The organism is Ruegeria sp. BF7 (assembly GCF_056538605.1).
Window position 1 is genome coordinate 268,363 of record NZ_JBQFTM010000001.1, and the last position, 17,603, is coordinate 285,965.

Below are 17,603 nucleotides of genomic sequence, written 5' to 3' on the forward strand. Positions count from 1 at the left end.
AAGCGGCGATCACCGGTTGTTCTATGCGCTCAGCGTTTGGCACGCGCCATGAACGCGAGACGTTCAAAAAGATGCACGTCTTGTTCATTCTTCAACAAAGCACCGTGTAGTTTGGGCAGGGCGTTGGCGCCATCGCGTTTCAAATCCTCGGACGTCAGGTCCTCGGCCAGCAACAGCTTCAGCCAGTCCAGGACCTCGGATGTCGAAGGTTTTTTCTTTAGGCCCTGCGTCTCGCGGATTTCATAGAACTGGGTGAGCGCGGTGGTCAGCAGCGCATCTTTGATGCCGGGGTGGTGCACCTCGACGATCCGGCGCATGGTCGCCTCGTCCGGAAAGCGGATGTAGTGGAAGAAGCAGCGGCGCAGGAAGGCGTCCGGCAGTTCCTTTTCGTTGTTCGAGGTGATGATGACGATGGGGCGGTGCCTTGCCCGGATGGTCTCACCGGTCTCATAGACGTGGAACTCCATTTTATCGAGTTCCTGCAGGAGGTCGTTGGGAAACTCGATATCGGCCTTGTCGATCTCATCGATCAGCAGAACGACCTTTTCGTCGGCCTCGAACGCCTGCCACAGTTTGCCTTTGCGGATATAGTTCGAAACGTCATGCACGCGCGCATCGCCCAATTGACTGTCGCGCAGGCGACTGACCGCATCATATTCATACAGGCCCTGCTGCGCGCGGGTGGTGGATTTCACATTCCACTCGATCATCTTCAGCCCCAGCGCACCGGCTACCTGCTTCGCCAGCTCGGTCTTGCCGGTGCCGGGCTCACCCTTGACCAGCAGCGGACGCTCCAACGTCACGGCAGCGTTTACCGCAATGTTCAGGTCGTCGGTGGCAACATACTCTGCGGTGCCTTGGAAACGTGCGGTCATGGGCCCCTCGTGTGGTTTCGCGCAATCTGTGCCGTTCGGGTTACAGAGAGGCGATGAATTTGACAAGCGGGGCCGCGACGTCCAGCACCGCGAAATAACCTGCGCCTTCAGTCCTTTTGGCGTGATTCGATTGAAATCGAATGCCCCATTGGTTGTGATTTGCCGCAAAAATGCCCAATGAATTCCGCAGAAAAACAAGCTTTTGTTGTTACATGTATCATATTTAGACAAGTCAGAAACGTGACGTATCAAGACGACGTTTGTGTAGTGACATTCGCACGTGCGTCAGATAAACGCTCCGCAGAAGGGAGAGCCAAATGTCTGGTGAAACAACTGCAACCGACGTTTCTGGCCATACCGAGGGAGCAAAGATGAAGCAGGAAGTTTTTCTGCCGGAGGATTACTGTCCGGCCGAAGATGAGCCTTTCATGAATGACCGTCAGCTTGAGTATTTCCGCCGCAAGCTGCTGGATTGGAAGAATGAACTTTTGGCGGGCAGCCGCGACACGATCGAAGGGCTGCAGGGCAACACCCGTAACATTCCGGACGTTGCTGACCGCGCAAGCGAGGAAACCGACCGCGCGCTAGAGCTGCGCACCCGCGACCGTCAGCGCAAGCTGGTGGCCAAGATCGACTCGGCCCTGCGCCGCATTGACGAGGGTGAATACGGCTATTGCGAAATGACGGGCGACCCGATCTCGCTGAAACGTTTGGACGCGCGTCCGATCGCGACCATGACGCTTGAGGCGCAGGAGCGCCACGAGCGCCGCGAAAAGGTCCACCGCGACGATTGATCGCTGGAAAATTCGGGAAAACACCAGCGCCGGGGCCTGTGGCCTCGGCGTTTTTGCGTTAAGGCGGTGCCATGAATATCGACGGTCTGAAATTCAGTATCATCGGCGGCGGCATCGGCGGGCTGGCGGCTGCTCTGGCGCTGCGGCACCGCGGTGCGCAGGTGACGGTTCTGGAGCAGGCTCCGGCCCTGACCGAGGTCGGCGCAGGATTGCAGATCAGCGCCAACGGTGTAGCGGTTCTACGGGCGCTTGGCGTGGTGGGGAGCGTGCCCGAGGACGGGCAGCTGTCCCACGGAACGACGCTGCGCGATTATCGCAAGGGCCGCGTGATCAGTAGGGTTCCTGCGCCTGCGGCTGGTCCGACCTACTATTACCACCGTGCCGATCTGCTGGACCTGTTGCAACGGGCGGCGCGGGATGCTGGGGTTGATATCCAGCTTGGCGCACGCGTGACAAAGGTTGTCAAGCATCCAAGCGAGGCCGATGTCGTGCTGGAGGGCGGCGAGCGGTTGCGGTCGGAATGCGTCATTGCCGCAGATGGCGGGCGCAGCACGATCCGACCGATCCTGAACGGCACCGAGGCACCTCAGTTCACCCATCAGGTCGCTTGGCGGGCAACGATCCCCTGGTCGCAACGCGAAGAGATGCCACGTGCATCGCTGACTATGGGTCCTGGGCGCCATGTGGTCACCTATCCGCTGCGCGATCAGCGTCTGATGAATGTGGTGGCGATTGAAGAACGTTCGGACTGGCGAGAGGAAGGCTGGCGTCTGCAAGGCGACACCGATGATCTGCGCGCGCGCTTTGCAGATTTCGGCGGTCCGGTGCACGATATTCTGGCCGAGGTGACCGAAACCCACCTGTGGGCCCTGTTCCTGCGCCCCGTTGCGCAAAGCTGGCAAAACGGGCGTTTAGCGCTGCTGGGCGACGCGGCCCATCCCACGCTGCCCTTCCTGGCGCAGGGCGCATGTCTGGCGTTGGAGGATGCGTGGATTCTGGCCCGTGCTTTCGAAGATCAATCGGGTGTGAAACAAGCCCTTACCGCCTACGAAACGCAGCGCCGCCCCAGGGCAAGGCAAGTTGTTGCCGCCGCCGGAGCAAATGCGCGCAACTTCCACCTGCGCGGACCAATGCGATTGGCGGCGCAGATGGCTCTGATGGCGGTTGGGGCTCAATTGGCGAAGAAATACGAGTGGATCTACAGCTTCGACGCGACGGCGTGAACAGTTACAGGTCGAGGTCAACCCAGACCGGCACGTGATCCGATGGCTTTTCGTACCCGCGCACCGCTGAATCAATCTGACAGTCGCGCATCAGATCGGCAGCCTGCGGTGTCAGCAAGAAATGGTCGATTCGAATGCCGTCATTCTTGTTCCATGCCCCGGCCTGATAGTCCCAAAAGGAATAGTGCCCCGGCCCCTGAATGCGCGCTCGGAAAGCCTCGGTGAACCCGAGGTTCAGCACTTTGCGAAACGCGGCGCGGCTTTCGGGACGGAACAAGGCGTCCTCGCGCCAGGCATCCGGACGGGCTGCGTCCTCGGGCTGTGGGATGATATTGTAGTCGCCCGCCATCAGCGCCGGTTCCTCGCTGGCCATCAGGTCACGCGCGCGGTAATAAAGCCGCTCCATCCACGCCAGTTTGTAATCGTATTTCGGACCTGGGGCCGGGTTGCCGTTGGGCAGGTACAGCCCGCAGATACGCAGCGCCTTTTTGCCAATTGCCGTGGCCTCGATCCAGCGCGCCTGTTCGTCATCGTCGTCGCCGGGCAGGCCGCGAGATACGTCTTCAAGCGGTAGCTTTGACAGGATTGCCACACCGTTGAAGCTTTTTTGCCCATGCGTTTCGACGATATAGCCGCGTTCCTCGAAAATCTCGCGCGGGAAGTTTTCGTCGACCGACTTGATCTCTTGCAGCAGTACAACGTCGGGCTGCGCATCATCCAGCCACCGCGGAAGGGCCTCGGCCCGCGCTTTGATGCCGTTGATGTTGAACGTGGCGATTTTCATGCGCGATCCTCCGGCTGGCTGCCGGTCGATCTATCCCTCAACCGCGCGGGCAGGGCAAGGTCACATTGAAAATGAAGTACCGCAACCGCAGGACGAGGTGGCGTTTGGGTTCTCGATCACAAACCTTGCGCCGATCAGTTCCTGCGTGAAATCGATTACGGCGTTTTCCAGAAACGGCAGTGAAATCGAGTCGACAATCACCTTTTGGCCTTTGCCTTCCAGTACAAGGTCGTCCTCTTTGGGTTCATCCAACGCGATTTCGTATTGAAATCCGGAACATCCGCCGCCTTCCACCGCGACGCGCAGGGCCTGACCCTGATCCGCTGCACCGATCTCGGCGAGGCGGTCAAAGGCGCGTTCTGTGACTGTGGGGGGCAGATTCATGCCAGTCTCCAAAGGTTTATTTCCTTTACTCCTTACAATATAGAAAGTGCAAGGACAGGCGACAAGGATATGGCCTTTGGACAGAGCAGGTTTTGCCTCGGACCCGGGCCGCGCAAGGGGGCGGCTTGTTCCAGAGGAGGAAAGCAGTTTTCGGTCATGCTTTCAGCGCGACCGGGACAGGATCATTCATGCCAGTGCTTTTCGGCGGCTCAAACACAAGACGCAAGTGTTTGTGGAGCATGAGGGCGACAGCTACCGCACACGTCTGACCCATTCCATCGAAGTGGCACAAGTGGCGCGCACGATTGCTGGCGCGCTTGGCCTGAACCCGGAACTTACCGAGGCAGTGGCGCTGGCGCATGACCTGGGGCACACACCCTTCGGCCATACCGGAGAAGACGCTCTGCACGCGTTGATGGAGCCCTATGGAGGGTTCGATCACAACGCGCAGGCCATTCGGATCGTCACCAAGCTGGAACGGCACTACGCCGAATTCGACGGTTGCAACCTGACTTGGGAGTGTCTTGAAGGCATTGCCAAACACAACGGACCGGTCGAAGGAGAGTTGCCGTGGGCGTTGGCCGAGTGCAACGAAGGTTTCGATCTTGAGCTGCACACGCACGCCAGTGCCGAGGCGCAGGTGGCCGCACTGTCAGACGACATTGCCTACAACAACCACGATCTGCTGGACGGTCTGCGGGCCAACCTGTTCACGGATGATGAAATCCAGCAATTGCCGATTGTGGGCGACTGCTATGCAGAGGTAGACCGGAAATACCCTGGTCTGGATCCGTATCGCCGCAGGCATGAAGCGCTTCGCCGGGTGTTTGGCGTCATGGTGTCAGATGTGATCGACACCTCGTGCGGGCTGATCGCCGCGTCAGGGGCGCAGACAGTCGAGGAGATCCGGCACTTGGGATTTCCGGTGGTTCAGTTCTCCAACGGTTTGTGGGCGCGGCTCAAGGAAATTCGCGCTTTTCTGTTCACGCGGATGTACCGCGCGCCCAGTGTGATGGAGGTGCGCGCAGAGGTCAGTGCAGTCGTGCAGGACTTGTTCCCGATATACCTTAATGATCCCAAGCAGATGCCTGCGCGCTGGCACGAAGATATCGAGGCGGCCGGCGATGAAACGGCGCTCGCCCGGATTGTGTCGGACTATATAGCCGGAATGACGGACCGCTTCGCGCTACAGGATCACAAAAGGCTGACGGCCCGGTAATTACTCAACCCCGATATAGGCCAGCGCCCACACCTGTTGACCAGATTGTTTTTGTGCCAGTTCCGCATCTTCGGTCGGGGGAAAGACGATCATGGTTGGGCCATATCCGCCAATTCCCATCGGAGCCCCGTCGGCATGGGTGGCAACAATGGGCTGATGCGCGGTGACGCTCTCCCAAGCGATTTCGGACTGATAGCCATCCAATGCCATTGGCTTTGCGGTTTTGCCCGCGGCACCCGCCATCGTCATCACGTCCGACAGCAGCGGGCCCGAAAACGCGATGTCGCGCTGATTGCCTTCGGGGCCGTAGGTGATCGTGATTTCGACCTGTTCCAGATCATCCAGCAGGGCGGCGTCAAACCCGGCGGCTCCGTCGTGCTGAACCTCAAGATACCCCAAAAGGCCGCCGTCGTTCTCACCCCGGGCCGGCAGGTTGGTCTCGGTGACCGCTCCGCCAAGTGTCAACAGAACGTGACCCTGAGGCGCAGGCATCTCGGCCCAGACCGGCAGCGATGTGGTCAGGGCGATGGCAAGGGGCAGGGCTAGGCGCATGAAACGGTCTCCGGGTTCGTATTTCCTGTGACCTTAGCCCCGTTTACGGTTAATCCAAGCGGAAACTGATCGCTTGCATTGACCTTGCTGCTTTGCGTGGTAAACCGCCGAGCAAGCAAAAGGACATCCGAAATGAACCTGTTTTCCGAGATCCGCGGCCTTGTATTGGACGCGCTGGCACAGATGCAGTCCGAAGGCGCGCTGCCCGAGGGGCTGAGCTTTGACAACGTGGCGGTCGAACCGCCGCGCGACGCCGCGCATGGCGACATGGCAACCAACGCTGCGATGGTGCTGGCGAAACCGGCCAAGATGAAACCGCGCGACATTGCCGATGTGCTGGCCGGGAAGCTGGCGGCGGATGACCGGATCACCAGCGCCGAGGTGGCGGGGCCCGGCTTTTTGAACCTGCGGCTTGCGCCGTCGGTCTGGCAGGGTGTGCTGGCAGCGGTGCTGGGGAAGGGCACCGACTATGGCCGCTCGACCATGGGTCATGGCCAGAGGGTGAACGTGGAATATGTCTCGGCCAACCCGACCGGTCCGCTGCATGTGGGCCATACGCGGGGCGCTGTGTTCGGTGATGCTCTGGCGAGCCTGCTGGCCTATTCCGGCCATGACGTGACCCGCGAATACTACATCAACGACGGCGGCGCGCAGGTGGATGTGCTGGCGCGGTCAGCGTACGAACGATATCGCGAGGCCAATGGCCTGAGCCCTGAGATTGCCGAAGGTCTCTATCCCGGTGACTACCTGATCCCGATCGGTGAGGCGCTGAAAGAGAAATACGGCGACAGCCTGATCGACAAGCCCGAGGCCGAGTGGCTGGATGAACTGCGTGAGTTCTCGACCGACGCGATGATGGATCTGATCCGGGCCGACCTGAAGGCGCTGGGTGTCGAGATGGATGTGTTCTTCTCGGAGAAATCTCTTTATGGCACGGGCCGGATCGAGGCTGCGCTTCAGTCCCTGACCGAAAAGGGCCTGATTTACGAAGGAGTGCTGGAACCACCCAAAGGCAAAAAGCCCGAGGATTGGGAACCGCGCGAGCAGACCCTTTTCAAGTCCACCGAGCACGGTGATGACGTCGACCGCCCGGTCAAGAAATCGGACGGCAGCTGGACCTATTTCGCCCCGGACATCGCCTATCACTATGACAAGGTGACCCGCGGATTTGACGCTTTGATCGACGTGTTTGGTGCGGACCATGGCGGCTATGTCAAACGGATGAAGGCAGCCGTTTCGGCTCTGTCCGATGGTAAGGTGCCGTTGGATATCAAGCTGACCCAGTTGGTGAAGCTGTGGAAAAATGGCGAGCCGTTCAAGATGTCCAAGCGGGCAGGGAACTTTGTCACCCTGCGCGATGTGGTCGATCAGGTGGGCCCGGACGTGACCCGCTTCGTCATGCTGACCCGCAAGAACGACGCGCCCCTAGATTTCGATTTCGATAAGGTGCTGGAGCAGAGCCGTGAGAACCCCGTGTTCTACGTGCAATACGCCCATGCCCGCGTCATGAGCGTGCTTCGCCGCGCGGCTGAGGCAGGGATTGCCGCCGATGATGCGACCCTTATCGGGGCGGATCTGAGCAAGAACGACCATGCCTCGGAACTGACCGTGGCCAAGAAGCTGGCCGAATGGCCCCGCCTGGTTGAGATTGCCGCGCGCACCAACGAGCCGCACCGCGTTGCCTTCTACCTGTATGAGCTTGCGGGGGACTTCCACGCGCTGTGGAACAAGGGCAACGATGAAACCCAACTGCGGTTCATCCAGGATGGCGATGTTGCCACAAGCCAGTCAAAAATCGCATTGGTCCGGGCTGTTTCTGTTGTGATTTCAGCGGGCTTGGGTATTCTTGGCGTCACTCCGGCGCAGGAGATGCGGTAACTAACACCGCCCGAACCGCCGGAACGAGGCAGACAAGAAATGACCCGCGCGCCATGTTTTAAGGCGCTATCGGGCGGTGAGGCGGATATGGCAAGTTACGATTACTCGGGGCAGATGCGCCCCGAGCAGATGCATTACACGAATCAACCGAATCCTGAGGATGGGTACGAGTATTCCGACGACATGCACGGATATGAAGAGGCCCCGCGCGCAGCGGGGCTGAGCCGTATCGTCAATGCGATGGGCGCGGTTGCGTCCCTTGCTCTGGTCGCCGGGATCGGCGTTTGGGGCTACAAGTTGGTGATGCGCGATGTGTCCGGTGTGCCGGTCGTGCGGGCCATCGAGGGGCCGATGCGCGTTCAGCCCGATAACCCCGGCGGAACGCCTGCGGATCATCAGGGTCTGGCCGTCAACGCCGTGGCTGCGGTGGGAACCGCCGCACCGCCTGCGGACCGTCTGATCCTTGCGCCGCGCCCAGTTTCACTGACCGATGAAGACACGCCGGTTGAACCTCTGAAACCCACTCCGGCTGTGCATGTGGTTCAGGAAGAGATATCCAACCAAGAGGCCGCCGAGCTGCGTCAGGATACGGTGGATGCTCTGGTTTCCGAGCTGGCAGGGGACGCGGCCCGGATTGACGAACCGACGGCCGAAGGCGTGCAACTGGCTGCCTTGTCCTTGCCCGACGAAGAGCCTGCAATCGATCCCACGGATCTGGCCGCACAACTGCCCGATCCAGAACTGGCCGCATTGCCTGGGGTCCGCCGGTCTTTGCGCCCGATCACGCGCCCGGCCCGCGCAACGCCCAGCCGCATCACTCCGAACAGCAGCACCGAAGACGCGATCAATGCCGCCGTCAAAGCTGCTGTTGGGGTGGATATTGATCCTGACACGCTGTCCAAAGGCACCCGCATGGCGCAGCTTGGCGCTTATGAAAGCTCGGACGTGGCGCGCGCCGAATGGGATCGACTGAATGGCCAGTTTGGGGATTATATGGATGGAAAACAGCGTGTTATCCAGAAAACCTCACGCGGCGGACGGACCTTTTATCGGTTGCGCGTTCTGGGGTTTGACGACCTGAGCGACTCGCGTCAGTTCTGTGCTGCGCTTGAGGCGAGCGGCGCCGATTGCATCCCGGTGGCCGCTCGGTGAGTTTTGGTGCGGCCATTACCGACGCCGAAGGCCTGCGCCTGACGCCACAGGAAAAGAGACTGTTTCGCGAGATGAACCCGTTCGGGTTCATTTTGTTTGCGCGCAATATCGACAGCGCCGATCAGGTCCGGACCCTGTGCGATGAATTCCGCGATGCCGTGGGCCGCAATTGCCCCATCACAATCGATCAGGAGGGCGGTCGGGTCCAGCGCCTGCGCGCACCACTGGCCCGCGAATGGCTGCCACCACTGGATCACGTTGCGCGGGCCGGGGAACAGGCCGAACGGGCGATGTATCTGCGGTATCGTCTGATCGCCGATGAGCTATTCGGGCTGGGTATTGACAGCAATTGCGCCCCGATGGTTGATCTGGCGCGGGACAATACGCACGCGTTTCTGAAAAACCGCTGCTATGGTTCTGATCCCAAACAGGTTTCGCGGCTGGGAAAGGCCGTTACCAGGGGCCATCTGGATGGCGGCGTTTTGCCCGTCATCAAGCATATGCCGGGCCATGGTCTGTCCACGCTCGACAGTCACCACGACCTGCCACACGTGGACCTGACACAGGACGCGCTGGAACAGGTCGATTTCGTGCCGTTCCGCGATCTGAACGATCTGCCGATGGGGATGACGGCGCACCTGGTCTATGACCGGATCGACCCGCAACCAGCGACGATCTCGCCGACAATGATCGGCCTGATCCGCGACAAGATCGGGTTCGACGGGTTGATTATGACCGACGATATCTCGATGAAGGCCCTGAGCGGTGCGCCCGAGGACATTGCCCGTCAGGCGCTGGACGCGGGGTGTGATGTGGTTTTGCACTGCAATGGCACGTTTGACGCCCGCGCCAAGGTGCTGGACGCGGCCGGACAAATGACCGAGCAGGCCGCGAAGCGCGCAGAAAAGGCGCTGACGATGCGGCAAAAGCCTGCGGAACTTGACATCCAGGCCGCCGAGGCGGAACTATCTGCCCTAATGGGCGGGCAGGTATATGAACGATAATCTTTTCAGCGAAGACCCGGTCTCGGTCGCGGATCGCCTTGCGGCCGAAGCACTGATCGTTGACGTCGACGGCTTCGAAGGCCCGCTGGACGTGCTGCTGACCCTGTCGCGCACACAAAAGGTTGACCTGCGGAAAATCTCGGTACTGGCGCTGGCGCAACAATATCTGGCCTTTGTCGAAAAGGCCCGAGCACTGCGGATTGAACTAGCGGCTGATTATCTGGTGATGGCGGCCTGGCTGGCTTTCCTGAAATCCCGTCTGTTGCTGCCGCCGGACCCGGATGACGAAGGCCCGTCGGGTGAGGAACTGGCAGCGCACCTGGCCTTTCAGTTGGAACGCTTACAGGCTATGCGGGATGCCGCCGCCCGCCTGATGGCACGCGATCAGCTGGGCCGCGATTTTTTCAAACGCGGGCAGGGCGAGGACGTCACCCGCATCCGCACCGTGACTTATTCTGCCACTCTGCTGGACCTGATGCAGGGCTATGCCCGCATTCGCACGCGTGACGAATTCCGGCCTTTTGTCATGGACCGCGACGCCGTATTCACGATGGAACAGGCGCTGGAACGGATGCGCCCTCTGATCGGGTTTGCCGGTGCCTGGACGGATATGGAGACATATTTGCCCGAGGGTTGGGACGCCGACCCGGTCCGGCGCCGGTCGGCCACGGCGGCGACCTTTGCAGCCTCGCTGGAGTTGGTGAAAGAAGGACATATGGAAATCAAGCAAAGCGAAACCTTTGCCCCGATCCATCTGCGTAAGAGGACCGAAACTCGTGACTGACGCCCCCGAAGACGAAGGCACCGGCACCCTGTTCGAAGCTCCGCCCGTTGCGGAACAGGAACGTATGGTCGAAGCCGTGCTGTTCGCCAGTGCTGAACCGGTGACGGTTGGTGACCTTGAAGCCCGTATGCCCCATGGCAGCGATGCAGCACAAGCGGTTGAAATGCTTCAAAAACGCTATCAAGGGCGTGGCGTTCGCGTGGTCCGCGTGGGCGAGGCCTGGGCCATCCGCACCGCCCCCGATCTAGGCTTTCTGATGCAGAAGGAAACGGTTGAGACTCGCAAGTTGAGTCGGGCCGCCATCGAAACGCTGGCCATCGTTGCCTATCATCAGCCCTGCACCCGGGCTGAGATCGAGGAAATCCGCGGCGTTTCGGTTTCGCGCGGGACCATCGACCAATTATTGGAAATGGAGTGGATCCGGCTGGGCCGCCGCCGCATGACACCGGGCCGTCCGGTGACCTTTGTGGTGACACCGCATTTCCTCGACCATTTCGGGCTGGAGAACGCCCGCGATCTACCAGGCCTCAAGGAATTGCGCGCCGCAGGGTTGCTTGAAAACAGGCCACCGCCGGGCACTATTCCCTTGGGGGAAGGGCGTGAGGACGAAGAAGACGAGGATCAGACCGAATTGTTCGAGGAAGAGTGATCACATAGCCCTTTTGTTGTCACATGAGACCCCTATGTTGGACAGCAGGAAACGGAGTTGAGCAATGAACGCCAATCGGATCATCGACATGATCGTACGTCAGGTCATGCGCCGCCTTGTCAGTAAGGGCGTGGACAAGGGCTTTGACATGGCCAGCCGTATGGGTGGAAAGTCGGATCAACAGCCTGACGACCCCAACCGCGCGAACAGCAGTGGCCCGCACCCGTCGCAGAACCTGAGACAGGCACAGCGGATGACCCGCCAAATGCGCCGGTTCATGAAGTTCTAGCCAACAGCCTTGAAATGTTTGGACAGTTTCAGCCCCTGTCCCTGATAGTTTGACGCAATGCCCGCGCCGTATAGCTGCGTGGGCATTTCTGCCATCTTCTCATAGACAAGCCGCCCGACGACCTGGCCGTGCTCCAGCACGAAGGGCGCCTCGTGGCAGCGTACTTCCAGTACACCGCGCGACCCGGCACCGCCGGCTTCGGCGTGGCCGAAGCCGGGATCGAAGAAACCGGCATAATGCACCCGGAACTCACCGACCATCGCCAGATAGGGGGCCATTTCGGCGGCGTACATCGGTGGGATGTGAACGGCCTCGCGGCTGACCAGAATGTAGAACGCACCGGGGTCCAGAATAATGCGGCCATCGCGGGTGCGTACCTCTTCCCAGTATTCCTGAGGGTCGTATTCGCCGATCCTGTCCAGATCGATGACGCCGGTATGCGGCTTGGCGCGGTAACCCACCAGATCGGTGTCGGGCAGTTGCAGGTCGACGGAAAAACCCAACCCATCCTGAATTACCGCCGGGCCATCGACCAGCGGCGACTCGTTGTGGAGCGCCATCAACTCGGCATCGCTGAGCACCGCCTGACCCTGCCGGAAGCGTATCTGATTCAACCGCATTCCCGGACGCACCAGAACCGAGAATGAGCGCGGGCAAATCTCGGCATAAAGCGGTCCGGAATAACCTGCCGGCACTCGGTCAAATTCCGTGCCGCCATCGGTGATGGTGCGGGTCAGTAGGTCAAGCCGCCCGGTAGAGCTTTTGGCGTTGGCAACAGCGGTCACGCTGGCGGGCAAGGCCAGCGATTCCATAAGCGGCACCAGGTAAACGCAGCCTTTCTCAAGCACGGCACCGTCGGAAATGTCTATGCGGTGCATCTCGAACTCGGCCAGGCGGTCGGCGACCGAGCGCCCTTCGCCTGCCAGAAACGACGCGCGGACGCGGTAAGCTACTGTTCCCAGGCGTAAATCCAGGCTGGCCGGTTGAACCTGAGCAGGGATGATCTGAGGGCTGGAAGTGATTTCACCGCGTTCAATCATGCCTTCGATCTGTTGGTTTGGGCATACGCCAGTCATTCCGATCCCCCCTGATGCCAGAGCGGGATCTGGCCTGTCTGCCATAAACGTCGGTGTGATTTGGTCGGGCTAGCAGGACTCGAACCTGCGACCTTCCGTCCCCCAGACGGACGCGCTACCAGGCTGCGCCATAGCCCGACGTTGAGGTGTTCATAAAGACTTTCCCGGCAGGGGCAAGAGGAAATCATCGCCTTTTTTCTTATCCCGCCGATCGGTTTTCAATGCGGTTCAGAACGGCGCGCAGATCTTTAGCCACCGGTGCAATCTGTTTCAGCAACTGGTCGTCGAATTCGGTTCGATTCCACGCCTGCGTTGCGATTCCTCCCAGCAGGGGGCTTTCATCCAGATATTCAGGCGCGGCCATCGGGGTGGTTTGTTTCGGTGCTGCGGGACTGGGCGGCGGAGTCTCTGCTGTTTGCGGGGACGTAGGTTCGGAAGATGAGTCGCCCAAATCCAGATTGATCTGTTCGCTGGTCGGCGCAGAGTTTGAGTTGAAGGGTACGACAACGCTGTCGTTTTTCGGGGCTTCTGGCTCGGCCACCTCGTCCAGCCCCTGCGAAAGCGCCGCAACATATGCCACGCCCTGTTCGCGCAGGATTCGTTGAACGCCCTTGATGGTGATACCATCCTCGTGCAGCAGTTTTTTGATGCCACCCAGAAGGCGCATGTCGTTGGGCCGGTAATAGCGTCGACCCCCGGCGCGTTTCACCGGTTTGACCTGATTGAAACGGCTTTCCCAGAATCGCAGGACATGAGCCTGAACGCCCAGCCAATCCGCAACTTCACTGATCGTGCGAAACGCGTCGGGGGACTTGCTCATAACCTTGCCGTCCTGATCTTATTTGCGGTTCCCTGCCGCGACGCGATCCTTCATCAGGTGCGACGGGCGGAAAGTCAGAACCCGGCGGGGCTGAATCGGAACCTCTTCGCCGGTTTTGGGGTTACGGCCGATCCGAGCGGTCTTGTCCCGAACGCTGAAAGTACCAAAGGATGAAATCTTTACCTGTTCGCCACGCACCAGCGCATCGGACATGTGGTTCAGAACGCTTTCGACCAGTTGCGCGCTCTCGTTGCGTGACAGGCCAACTTCGCGAAAGACGGCCTCGCTCAGATCCATTCTGGTCAGTGTTTTATCGCCCATACCATTTCCCCTGTTGATACCAAAGAATATGGTGGAGGCAATTTCACTGTCAATATCAATGAATTGCAGGCCTGTGTGTAAGCCGTTTTGCGCCGGTTACCAGCGCAGGACAACCGCACCCCAGGCCAAACCGCCACCAATGGCCTCGGTTACGATCAGATCACCTTGCTTGATCTGGCCACGCTGTTTGCCCACCGACAGCGCCAGAGGAATCGACGCGGCTGAGGTGTTGCCGTGGTCCTGTACGGTGACGACCACGTTTTCCATCGGCAGGCCCATTTTCTTGGCAGTGCCCTGTATGATGCGGATATTGGCCTGATGCGGCACGATCCAGTCGACATCCGAATTGCCAAGGCCCGCGGTCTCCAGGGCGGTTTCCGCAGTTTTTGTTAGTTTTTCAACGGCATGGCGGAAAACCTGATTGCCCTGCATCCGCAAATGGCCGGTCGACTGAGTCGACACGCCGCCGTCCACATACAGCAGGTCCTTGTACCGGCCATCCGAGTTCAGGTCGGTGGCCAAAACGCCGCGATCATCGGATGTGCCCGTGCCTTCTTGCAGCTCAAGAACCAGCGCACCGGCACCATCTCCGAACAGCACGCAGGTCGATCGGTCGGTCCAATCCATGATTCGCGAGAAAGTCTCGGCCCCGATGACCAGAACCCGTTTGGCCTGACCGGACAGGATCAGAGCGTTGGCGTTGCTGAGTGCAAAGACGAAACCAGCGCAGACGGCCTGAACGTCAAAGGCAAAGCCCTTGGTCATGCCCAGACGCGCCTGAACCATGGTTGCAGCAGACGGGAATGTCAGATCGGCAGTCGAGGTTGCCACAATGATCGCGTCGATGTCTTCCGCAGTCAGACCCGCATCGGCTAGCGCGGCCTCGGCGGCTTTGGTGGCCAGATCCGAAGTGGATTCATCATCGGCTGCAAAATGGCGGCGTTCGATCCCCGAGCGGGTCTTGATCCACTCATCCGTTGTATCGAGCGTCTTTTCAAACTCGGAATTCGGAACGACGCGCTCTGGCAAATAATGTCCGACACCTACGACAACTGAACGGCCTGCCATGCTTGGGTACTGCCTTTTTTGTTATTCGCCGGCCTTTGGCGGCGTGTGGGCGGCATCTTGTGCAAGCTCGGCTGTTGATGCAACCCGTGCCGCCAATTTTTCGGCGAAGCCAGACTGGGCGAGGGTAAAGGCCAGTTTGACTGCCGCTGAGACTCCGGTGGCATCGGCGCCACCATGCGACTTGACCACGATTCCGTTGAGGCCAAGGAATACCCCGCCATTCACACGGCGCGGGTCGATACGTTTTTTCAGACGGTTGAGCGATGTGATCGCCAGAACCGAGGCCAAGCGCGATAGGGGCGAGTATTTGAACGCCTGACGTAACAGGTCGCCAATCAGGCTGGCCGTGCCTTCGCCGGTCTTGATCGCGACGTTGCCGGTAAAGCCATCGGTTACAATGACATCTGCCTTGTCACCGGGAATGTCGCTGCCTTCGACGAAGCCGACAAATTCGAAATTCGCCTGCTCTGCGAACTCGGCGATCATTGCGTGGGCTTCTTTCAGCTCGGCGCGGCCCTTGTGTTCTTCTGTGCCCACATTCAGCAGGCCTATGCGCGGACGTTCCAGCGCCATGCCGTTACGGGCATAAGACGCGCCCATCAGCGCGTATTGCAGCAGATCCTTGGCGTCGGCCCGCACATCCGCGCCCACATCCAGCATCACGTTGAACCCTTGCGGGTTGCGCGACGGCCACAGAATCGCAATTGCCGGGCGGTTCACGCCCGGCAATTTACGCAACCGCATCATCGACAATGCCATCAGCGCGCCGGTATTGCCGCAGGAGACGGCGCCATGGGCTTCGCCATTGCGCACCGAATCCAGCGTCGACCACATCGAGGTCTGTTTGCCGTTGCGGACAACCTGGCTGGGCTTGTCCTCCATCGTGACTACGTCGGGGCAATCACGAAAAACGACGCGCCCCTGCAGGACACGCCGTTTGGCGACAAGTTTGCGCAGCCTTTGCTCAGGCCCGTGCAGGATGAACGCGATGTCGGGGTTTATGTTTGCCGATTTGGCGATGCCCGCAACCACGGTTGCGGGCCCCGAATCTCCGCCCATAGCGTCAACCGAGATGGTAATCCGTCCGGCGTGCGTGGGCTGTTCAGTCATGCCTTGCCTTCGCTTTTAAAAGGCTTAGGCCGCGTCTTCGTCCAGATCGATTTCGTCGGCTTGTGCGACGACTTCACGATCATCGTAGTGACCGCAGGACGCGCACACGTGGTGCGGGCGCTTCAGCTCGCCGCAGTTCGGGCATTCGTTCGGGTTTGCAGCAACCAGAGCGTCGTGTGCGCGGCGGTTGTTGCGACGCGACTTGGAAACTTTGTTCTGTTGGACGGCCATGGTCTCAACCTTTGTCTAACTAAGGGCCGACAGATTCGCTGTGGCCGGGTTTCATTCTTCGTTTTTCTCGTGGTTTGACGCGCGTTTAGGGTACGAGCCCCACGTTGTCCAACCCAAATTCCGATGAGCGCGCGAAAATACTGCGATTCTCGGTATGTTCAAGCGATTTTTCTGAGCGCCTGCTATGACAGGAAAACAGACCTATGTCACTCGTCTTTTTTCAACGCATCGCGCAATCCTGCCAACCCGGCAAACGGCTTGACGTCTTCATCGGTCATCGCCTGTTTTCCCGGCTCGGTAAAGTCGGCCTGGCCCAGCTCGGCGCCTTCTTTGCGCGGGTATTGGGGCAGGGCCAGCGACAGCGCCTCGATCATCACAAGTGCCGGGTCGATCTCAGCGCCCAATTGTTCAGTCTCGTCATTTTCGGGGATTTCGAACTCGGGCTCTTCGGGATCAACCCAGTCGGCAATGAATACTCGGGTTACGGGGATGTCGATGCGGGTGGTCACCGGTTCCAGAGTCACCACGCAGGGCTGAACTACTGTAGCGCCCAATTTTGCATTCAGCGCCCAGTCGCGTTTGCCCTGTGCCCTTACGTCACCCACAAAGCTGAGTTTGCGCAGGCCAAGCAAGCCCAAGTCGTCCCTTATCGCCTCCAACGCCTTGTTGTCCGGGCGCAAGTCAAAAGGCGTGGCTGCGTTTTGGGGCAGGTCGGCCACCCGCAGAGATGTCTGGTTGCTCATTCGTGACCCTTTCCTGTGTTGAACCGGGGCTGCGGTTTGATGTAAGCGGATAGGGCCCGCAAAGGGCCAAGGCAAGAGGGTGTAAATGTTGAAGGTTGTGAACAGGTTGAAACCGGCGTCCAGAACGCTTGTCTTTGCGGCCTGTCTGGCGGCGGCCAGTGCATGTACTCCGGTCTTCAAGAATCACGGGTATATCCCGCCCCCTGAGGATCTTGCCGAGATCAAAGTGGGTGTCGACACCCGTGACAGTGTTCTCGAAACCGTTGGTGCGCCAAGCTCATCCGGAGTGGTGCGCGATTCCGGGTTCTATTACGTCCGGTCACGCGTTCGTCACTATGGCCCGAAAAAACCCGAAGTTGTCTCGCGTGAGCTGGTGGCAATCAGCTTTGATGACCGTGGCGTCGTTCGGAACATCGAGCGGTTCGGGCTTGAGGACGGTATCGTTGTTCCGCTGGATCGCCGCATTACCGAATCGACAATTCAGGGTCAGGGCTTTATTCGTCAGCTCTTGGGCAACATCGGCAACTTCAACCCAGCCAATATTCCCGGCGCGTCGCAGTAACGAATGCCATACCTTGCTATGGTCACATGGCAGTCACACATGATGTGATAGTGACACAGCAAGACGTAACGGGTCAGCAACCGCG

At 59.7% G+C, this 17,603-nt stretch carries 21 protein-coding genes and 1 tRNA gene; 10 read left to right on the forward strand and 12 right to left on the reverse strand.

Annotated features, from left to right (window positions below):
* Positions 1-29: 29 nt before the first annotated feature.
* Positions 30-875, reverse strand: coding sequence for an AAA family ATPase (locus ACR0IK_RS01310; protein ID WP_480589488.1), 846 nt, complete (start codon positions 873-875; stop codon positions 30-32).
* A gap of 371 nt (positions 876-1,246) precedes the next feature.
* Between ACR0IK_RS01310 and dksA the strand changes: the two genes are divergently transcribed.
* Positions 1,247-1,669, forward strand: coding sequence for an RNA polymerase-binding protein DksA (gene dksA / locus ACR0IK_RS01315; RefSeq protein ID WP_480589500.1), 423 nt, complete (start codon positions 1,247-1,249; stop codon positions 1,667-1,669).
* 71 nt (positions 1,670-1,740) lie between these two features.
* Complete coding sequence (locus ACR0IK_RS01320) at positions 1,741-2,892, forward strand: FAD-dependent monooxygenase (RefSeq protein ID WP_480640197.1); 1,152 nt, start codon at positions 1,741-1,743, stop codon at positions 2,890-2,892.
* A gap of 4 nt (positions 2,893-2,896) precedes the next feature.
* Here ACR0IK_RS01320 and xth read toward each other — a convergent pair whose 3' ends face one another.
* Positions 2,897-3,676 carry an exodeoxyribonuclease III gene (gene xth / locus ACR0IK_RS01325; RefSeq protein ID WP_480640198.1) on the reverse strand — a complete coding sequence of 260 codons (780 nt, stop codon included), beginning with the start codon at positions 3,674-3,676 and terminating at the stop codon, positions 2,897-2,899.
* Between the two features lie 60 nt (positions 3,677-3,736).
* Positions 3,737-4,060, reverse strand: a complete 324-nt coding sequence (locus ACR0IK_RS01330) for a HesB/IscA family protein (RefSeq protein WP_170325221.1) — start codon at positions 4,058-4,060, stop codon at positions 3,737-3,739.
* Between the two features lie 76 nt (positions 4,061-4,136).
* Here ACR0IK_RS01330 and ACR0IK_RS01335 point away from each other — a divergent pair, with 76 nt between their 5' ends.
* Positions 4,137-5,279, forward strand: coding sequence for a deoxyguanosinetriphosphate triphosphohydrolase (locus ACR0IK_RS01335; protein WP_480640199.1), 1,143 nt, complete (start codon positions 4,137-4,139; stop codon positions 5,277-5,279).
* Here ACR0IK_RS01335 and ACR0IK_RS01340 read toward each other — a convergent pair whose 3' ends face one another.
* Positions 5,280-5,831: a putative pterin-binding protein gene (locus ACR0IK_RS01340; RefSeq protein ID WP_480640200.1), complete on the reverse strand. Its 552-nt coding sequence runs from the start codon at positions 5,829-5,831 to the stop codon at positions 5,280-5,282. It abuts the gene before it with no gap.
* Between the two features lie 132 nt (positions 5,832-5,963).
* Between ACR0IK_RS01340 and argS the strand changes: the two genes are divergently transcribed.
* The 6 genes from argS to ACR0IK_RS01370 all read left to right on the forward strand — a co-directional run bounded on the left by argS (position 5,964) and on the right by ACR0IK_RS01370 (position 11,587).
* Entirely contained in the window at positions 5,964-7,709 is a 1,746-nt protein-coding gene (gene argS, locus ACR0IK_RS01345) for an arginine--tRNA ligase (protein ID WP_480640201.1), read from the forward strand.
* Positions 7,710-7,748: 39 nt separating this feature from the next.
* Complete coding sequence (locus ACR0IK_RS01350; protein WP_480640202.1) at positions 7,749-8,861, forward strand: SPOR domain-containing protein; 1,113 nt, start codon at positions 7,749-7,751, stop codon at positions 8,859-8,861.
* Complete coding sequence (gene nagZ, locus ACR0IK_RS01355; protein WP_480640203.1) at positions 8,858-9,865, forward strand: beta-N-acetylhexosaminidase; 1,008 nt, start codon at positions 8,858-8,860, stop codon at positions 9,863-9,865. Before ACR0IK_RS01350 ends, nagZ begins: the two co-directional genes overlap by 4 nt.
* Positions 9,855-10,649 (forward strand): segregation and condensation protein A, encoded by a 795-nt coding sequence (locus ACR0IK_RS01360; protein WP_480640204.1) that lies wholly within the window; start codon positions 9,855-9,857, stop codon positions 10,647-10,649. The genes nagZ and ACR0IK_RS01360 overlap by 11 nt, the downstream gene beginning before the upstream one ends.
* Positions 10,642-11,298: an SMC-Scp complex subunit ScpB gene (scpB, locus tag ACR0IK_RS01365; RefSeq protein ID WP_480589479.1), complete on the forward strand. Its 657-nt coding sequence runs from the start codon at positions 10,642-10,644 to the stop codon at positions 11,296-11,298. The genes ACR0IK_RS01360 and scpB overlap by 8 nt, the downstream gene beginning before the upstream one ends.
* 64 nt (positions 11,299-11,362) lie before the next feature.
* Positions 11,363-11,587: a hypothetical protein gene (locus tag ACR0IK_RS01370; protein ID WP_480640205.1), complete on the forward strand. Its 225-nt coding sequence runs from the start codon at positions 11,363-11,365 to the stop codon at positions 11,585-11,587.
* Here ACR0IK_RS01370 and ACR0IK_RS01375 read toward each other — a convergent pair.
* The 8 genes from ACR0IK_RS01375 to ACR0IK_RS01410 form a co-directional block, all read right to left on the reverse strand.
* Entirely contained in the window at positions 11,584-12,663 is a 1,080-nt protein-coding gene (locus tag ACR0IK_RS01375) for a 2'-deoxycytidine 5'-triphosphate deaminase (RefSeq protein ID WP_480640206.1), read from the reverse strand. The genes ACR0IK_RS01370 and ACR0IK_RS01375 overlap by 4 nt on opposite strands.
* A gap of 61 nt (positions 12,664-12,724) precedes the next feature.
* Positions 12,725-12,801, reverse strand: a tRNA-Pro gene (locus ACR0IK_RS01380).
* A 61-nt stretch (positions 12,802-12,862) separates the two neighbouring features.
* Positions 12,863-13,483, reverse strand: coding sequence for a MerR family transcriptional regulator (locus tag ACR0IK_RS01385; RefSeq protein WP_480640207.1), 621 nt, complete (start codon positions 13,481-13,483; stop codon positions 12,863-12,865).
* A gap of 18 nt (positions 13,484-13,501) precedes the next feature.
* On the reverse strand, positions 13,502-13,804 hold the full coding sequence (ihfA, locus tag ACR0IK_RS01390; RefSeq protein ID WP_008755922.1) for an integration host factor subunit alpha: 303 nt from the start codon (positions 13,802-13,804) through the stop codon (positions 13,502-13,504).
* Between the two features lie 96 nt (positions 13,805-13,900).
* The gene (locus ACR0IK_RS01395; protein WP_480640208.1) at positions 13,901-14,872 is read right to left on the reverse strand and encodes a beta-ketoacyl-ACP synthase III; all 972 of its coding nucleotides are present in this window, start codon (positions 14,870-14,872) and stop codon (positions 13,901-13,903) included.
* A gap of 21 nt (positions 14,873-14,893) precedes the next feature.
* Positions 14,894-15,982, reverse strand: coding sequence for a phosphate acyltransferase PlsX (gene plsX, locus ACR0IK_RS01400; RefSeq protein ID WP_480589474.1), 1,089 nt, complete (start codon positions 15,980-15,982; stop codon positions 14,894-14,896).
* A gap of 24 nt (positions 15,983-16,006) precedes the next feature.
* Positions 16,007-16,213, reverse strand: a complete 207-nt coding sequence (gene rpmF, locus ACR0IK_RS01405; protein ID WP_008756996.1) for a 50S ribosomal protein L32 — start codon at positions 16,211-16,213, stop codon at positions 16,007-16,009.
* A 206-nt stretch (positions 16,214-16,419) separates the two neighbouring features.
* On the reverse strand, positions 16,420-16,956 hold the full coding sequence (locus ACR0IK_RS01410) for a YceD family protein (RefSeq protein WP_480589473.1): 537 nt from the start codon (positions 16,954-16,956) through the stop codon (positions 16,420-16,422).
* An 85-nt stretch (positions 16,957-17,041) separates the two neighbouring features.
* Here ACR0IK_RS01410 and ACR0IK_RS01415 point away from each other — a divergent pair, with 85 nt between their 5' ends.
* Positions 17,042-17,518 carry an outer membrane protein assembly factor BamE gene (locus ACR0IK_RS01415; RefSeq protein WP_480589472.1) on the forward strand — a complete coding sequence of 159 codons (477 nt, stop codon included), beginning with the start codon at positions 17,042-17,044 and terminating at the stop codon, positions 17,516-17,518.
* The last annotated feature ends 85 nt before the right edge of the window (positions 17,519-17,603 follow it).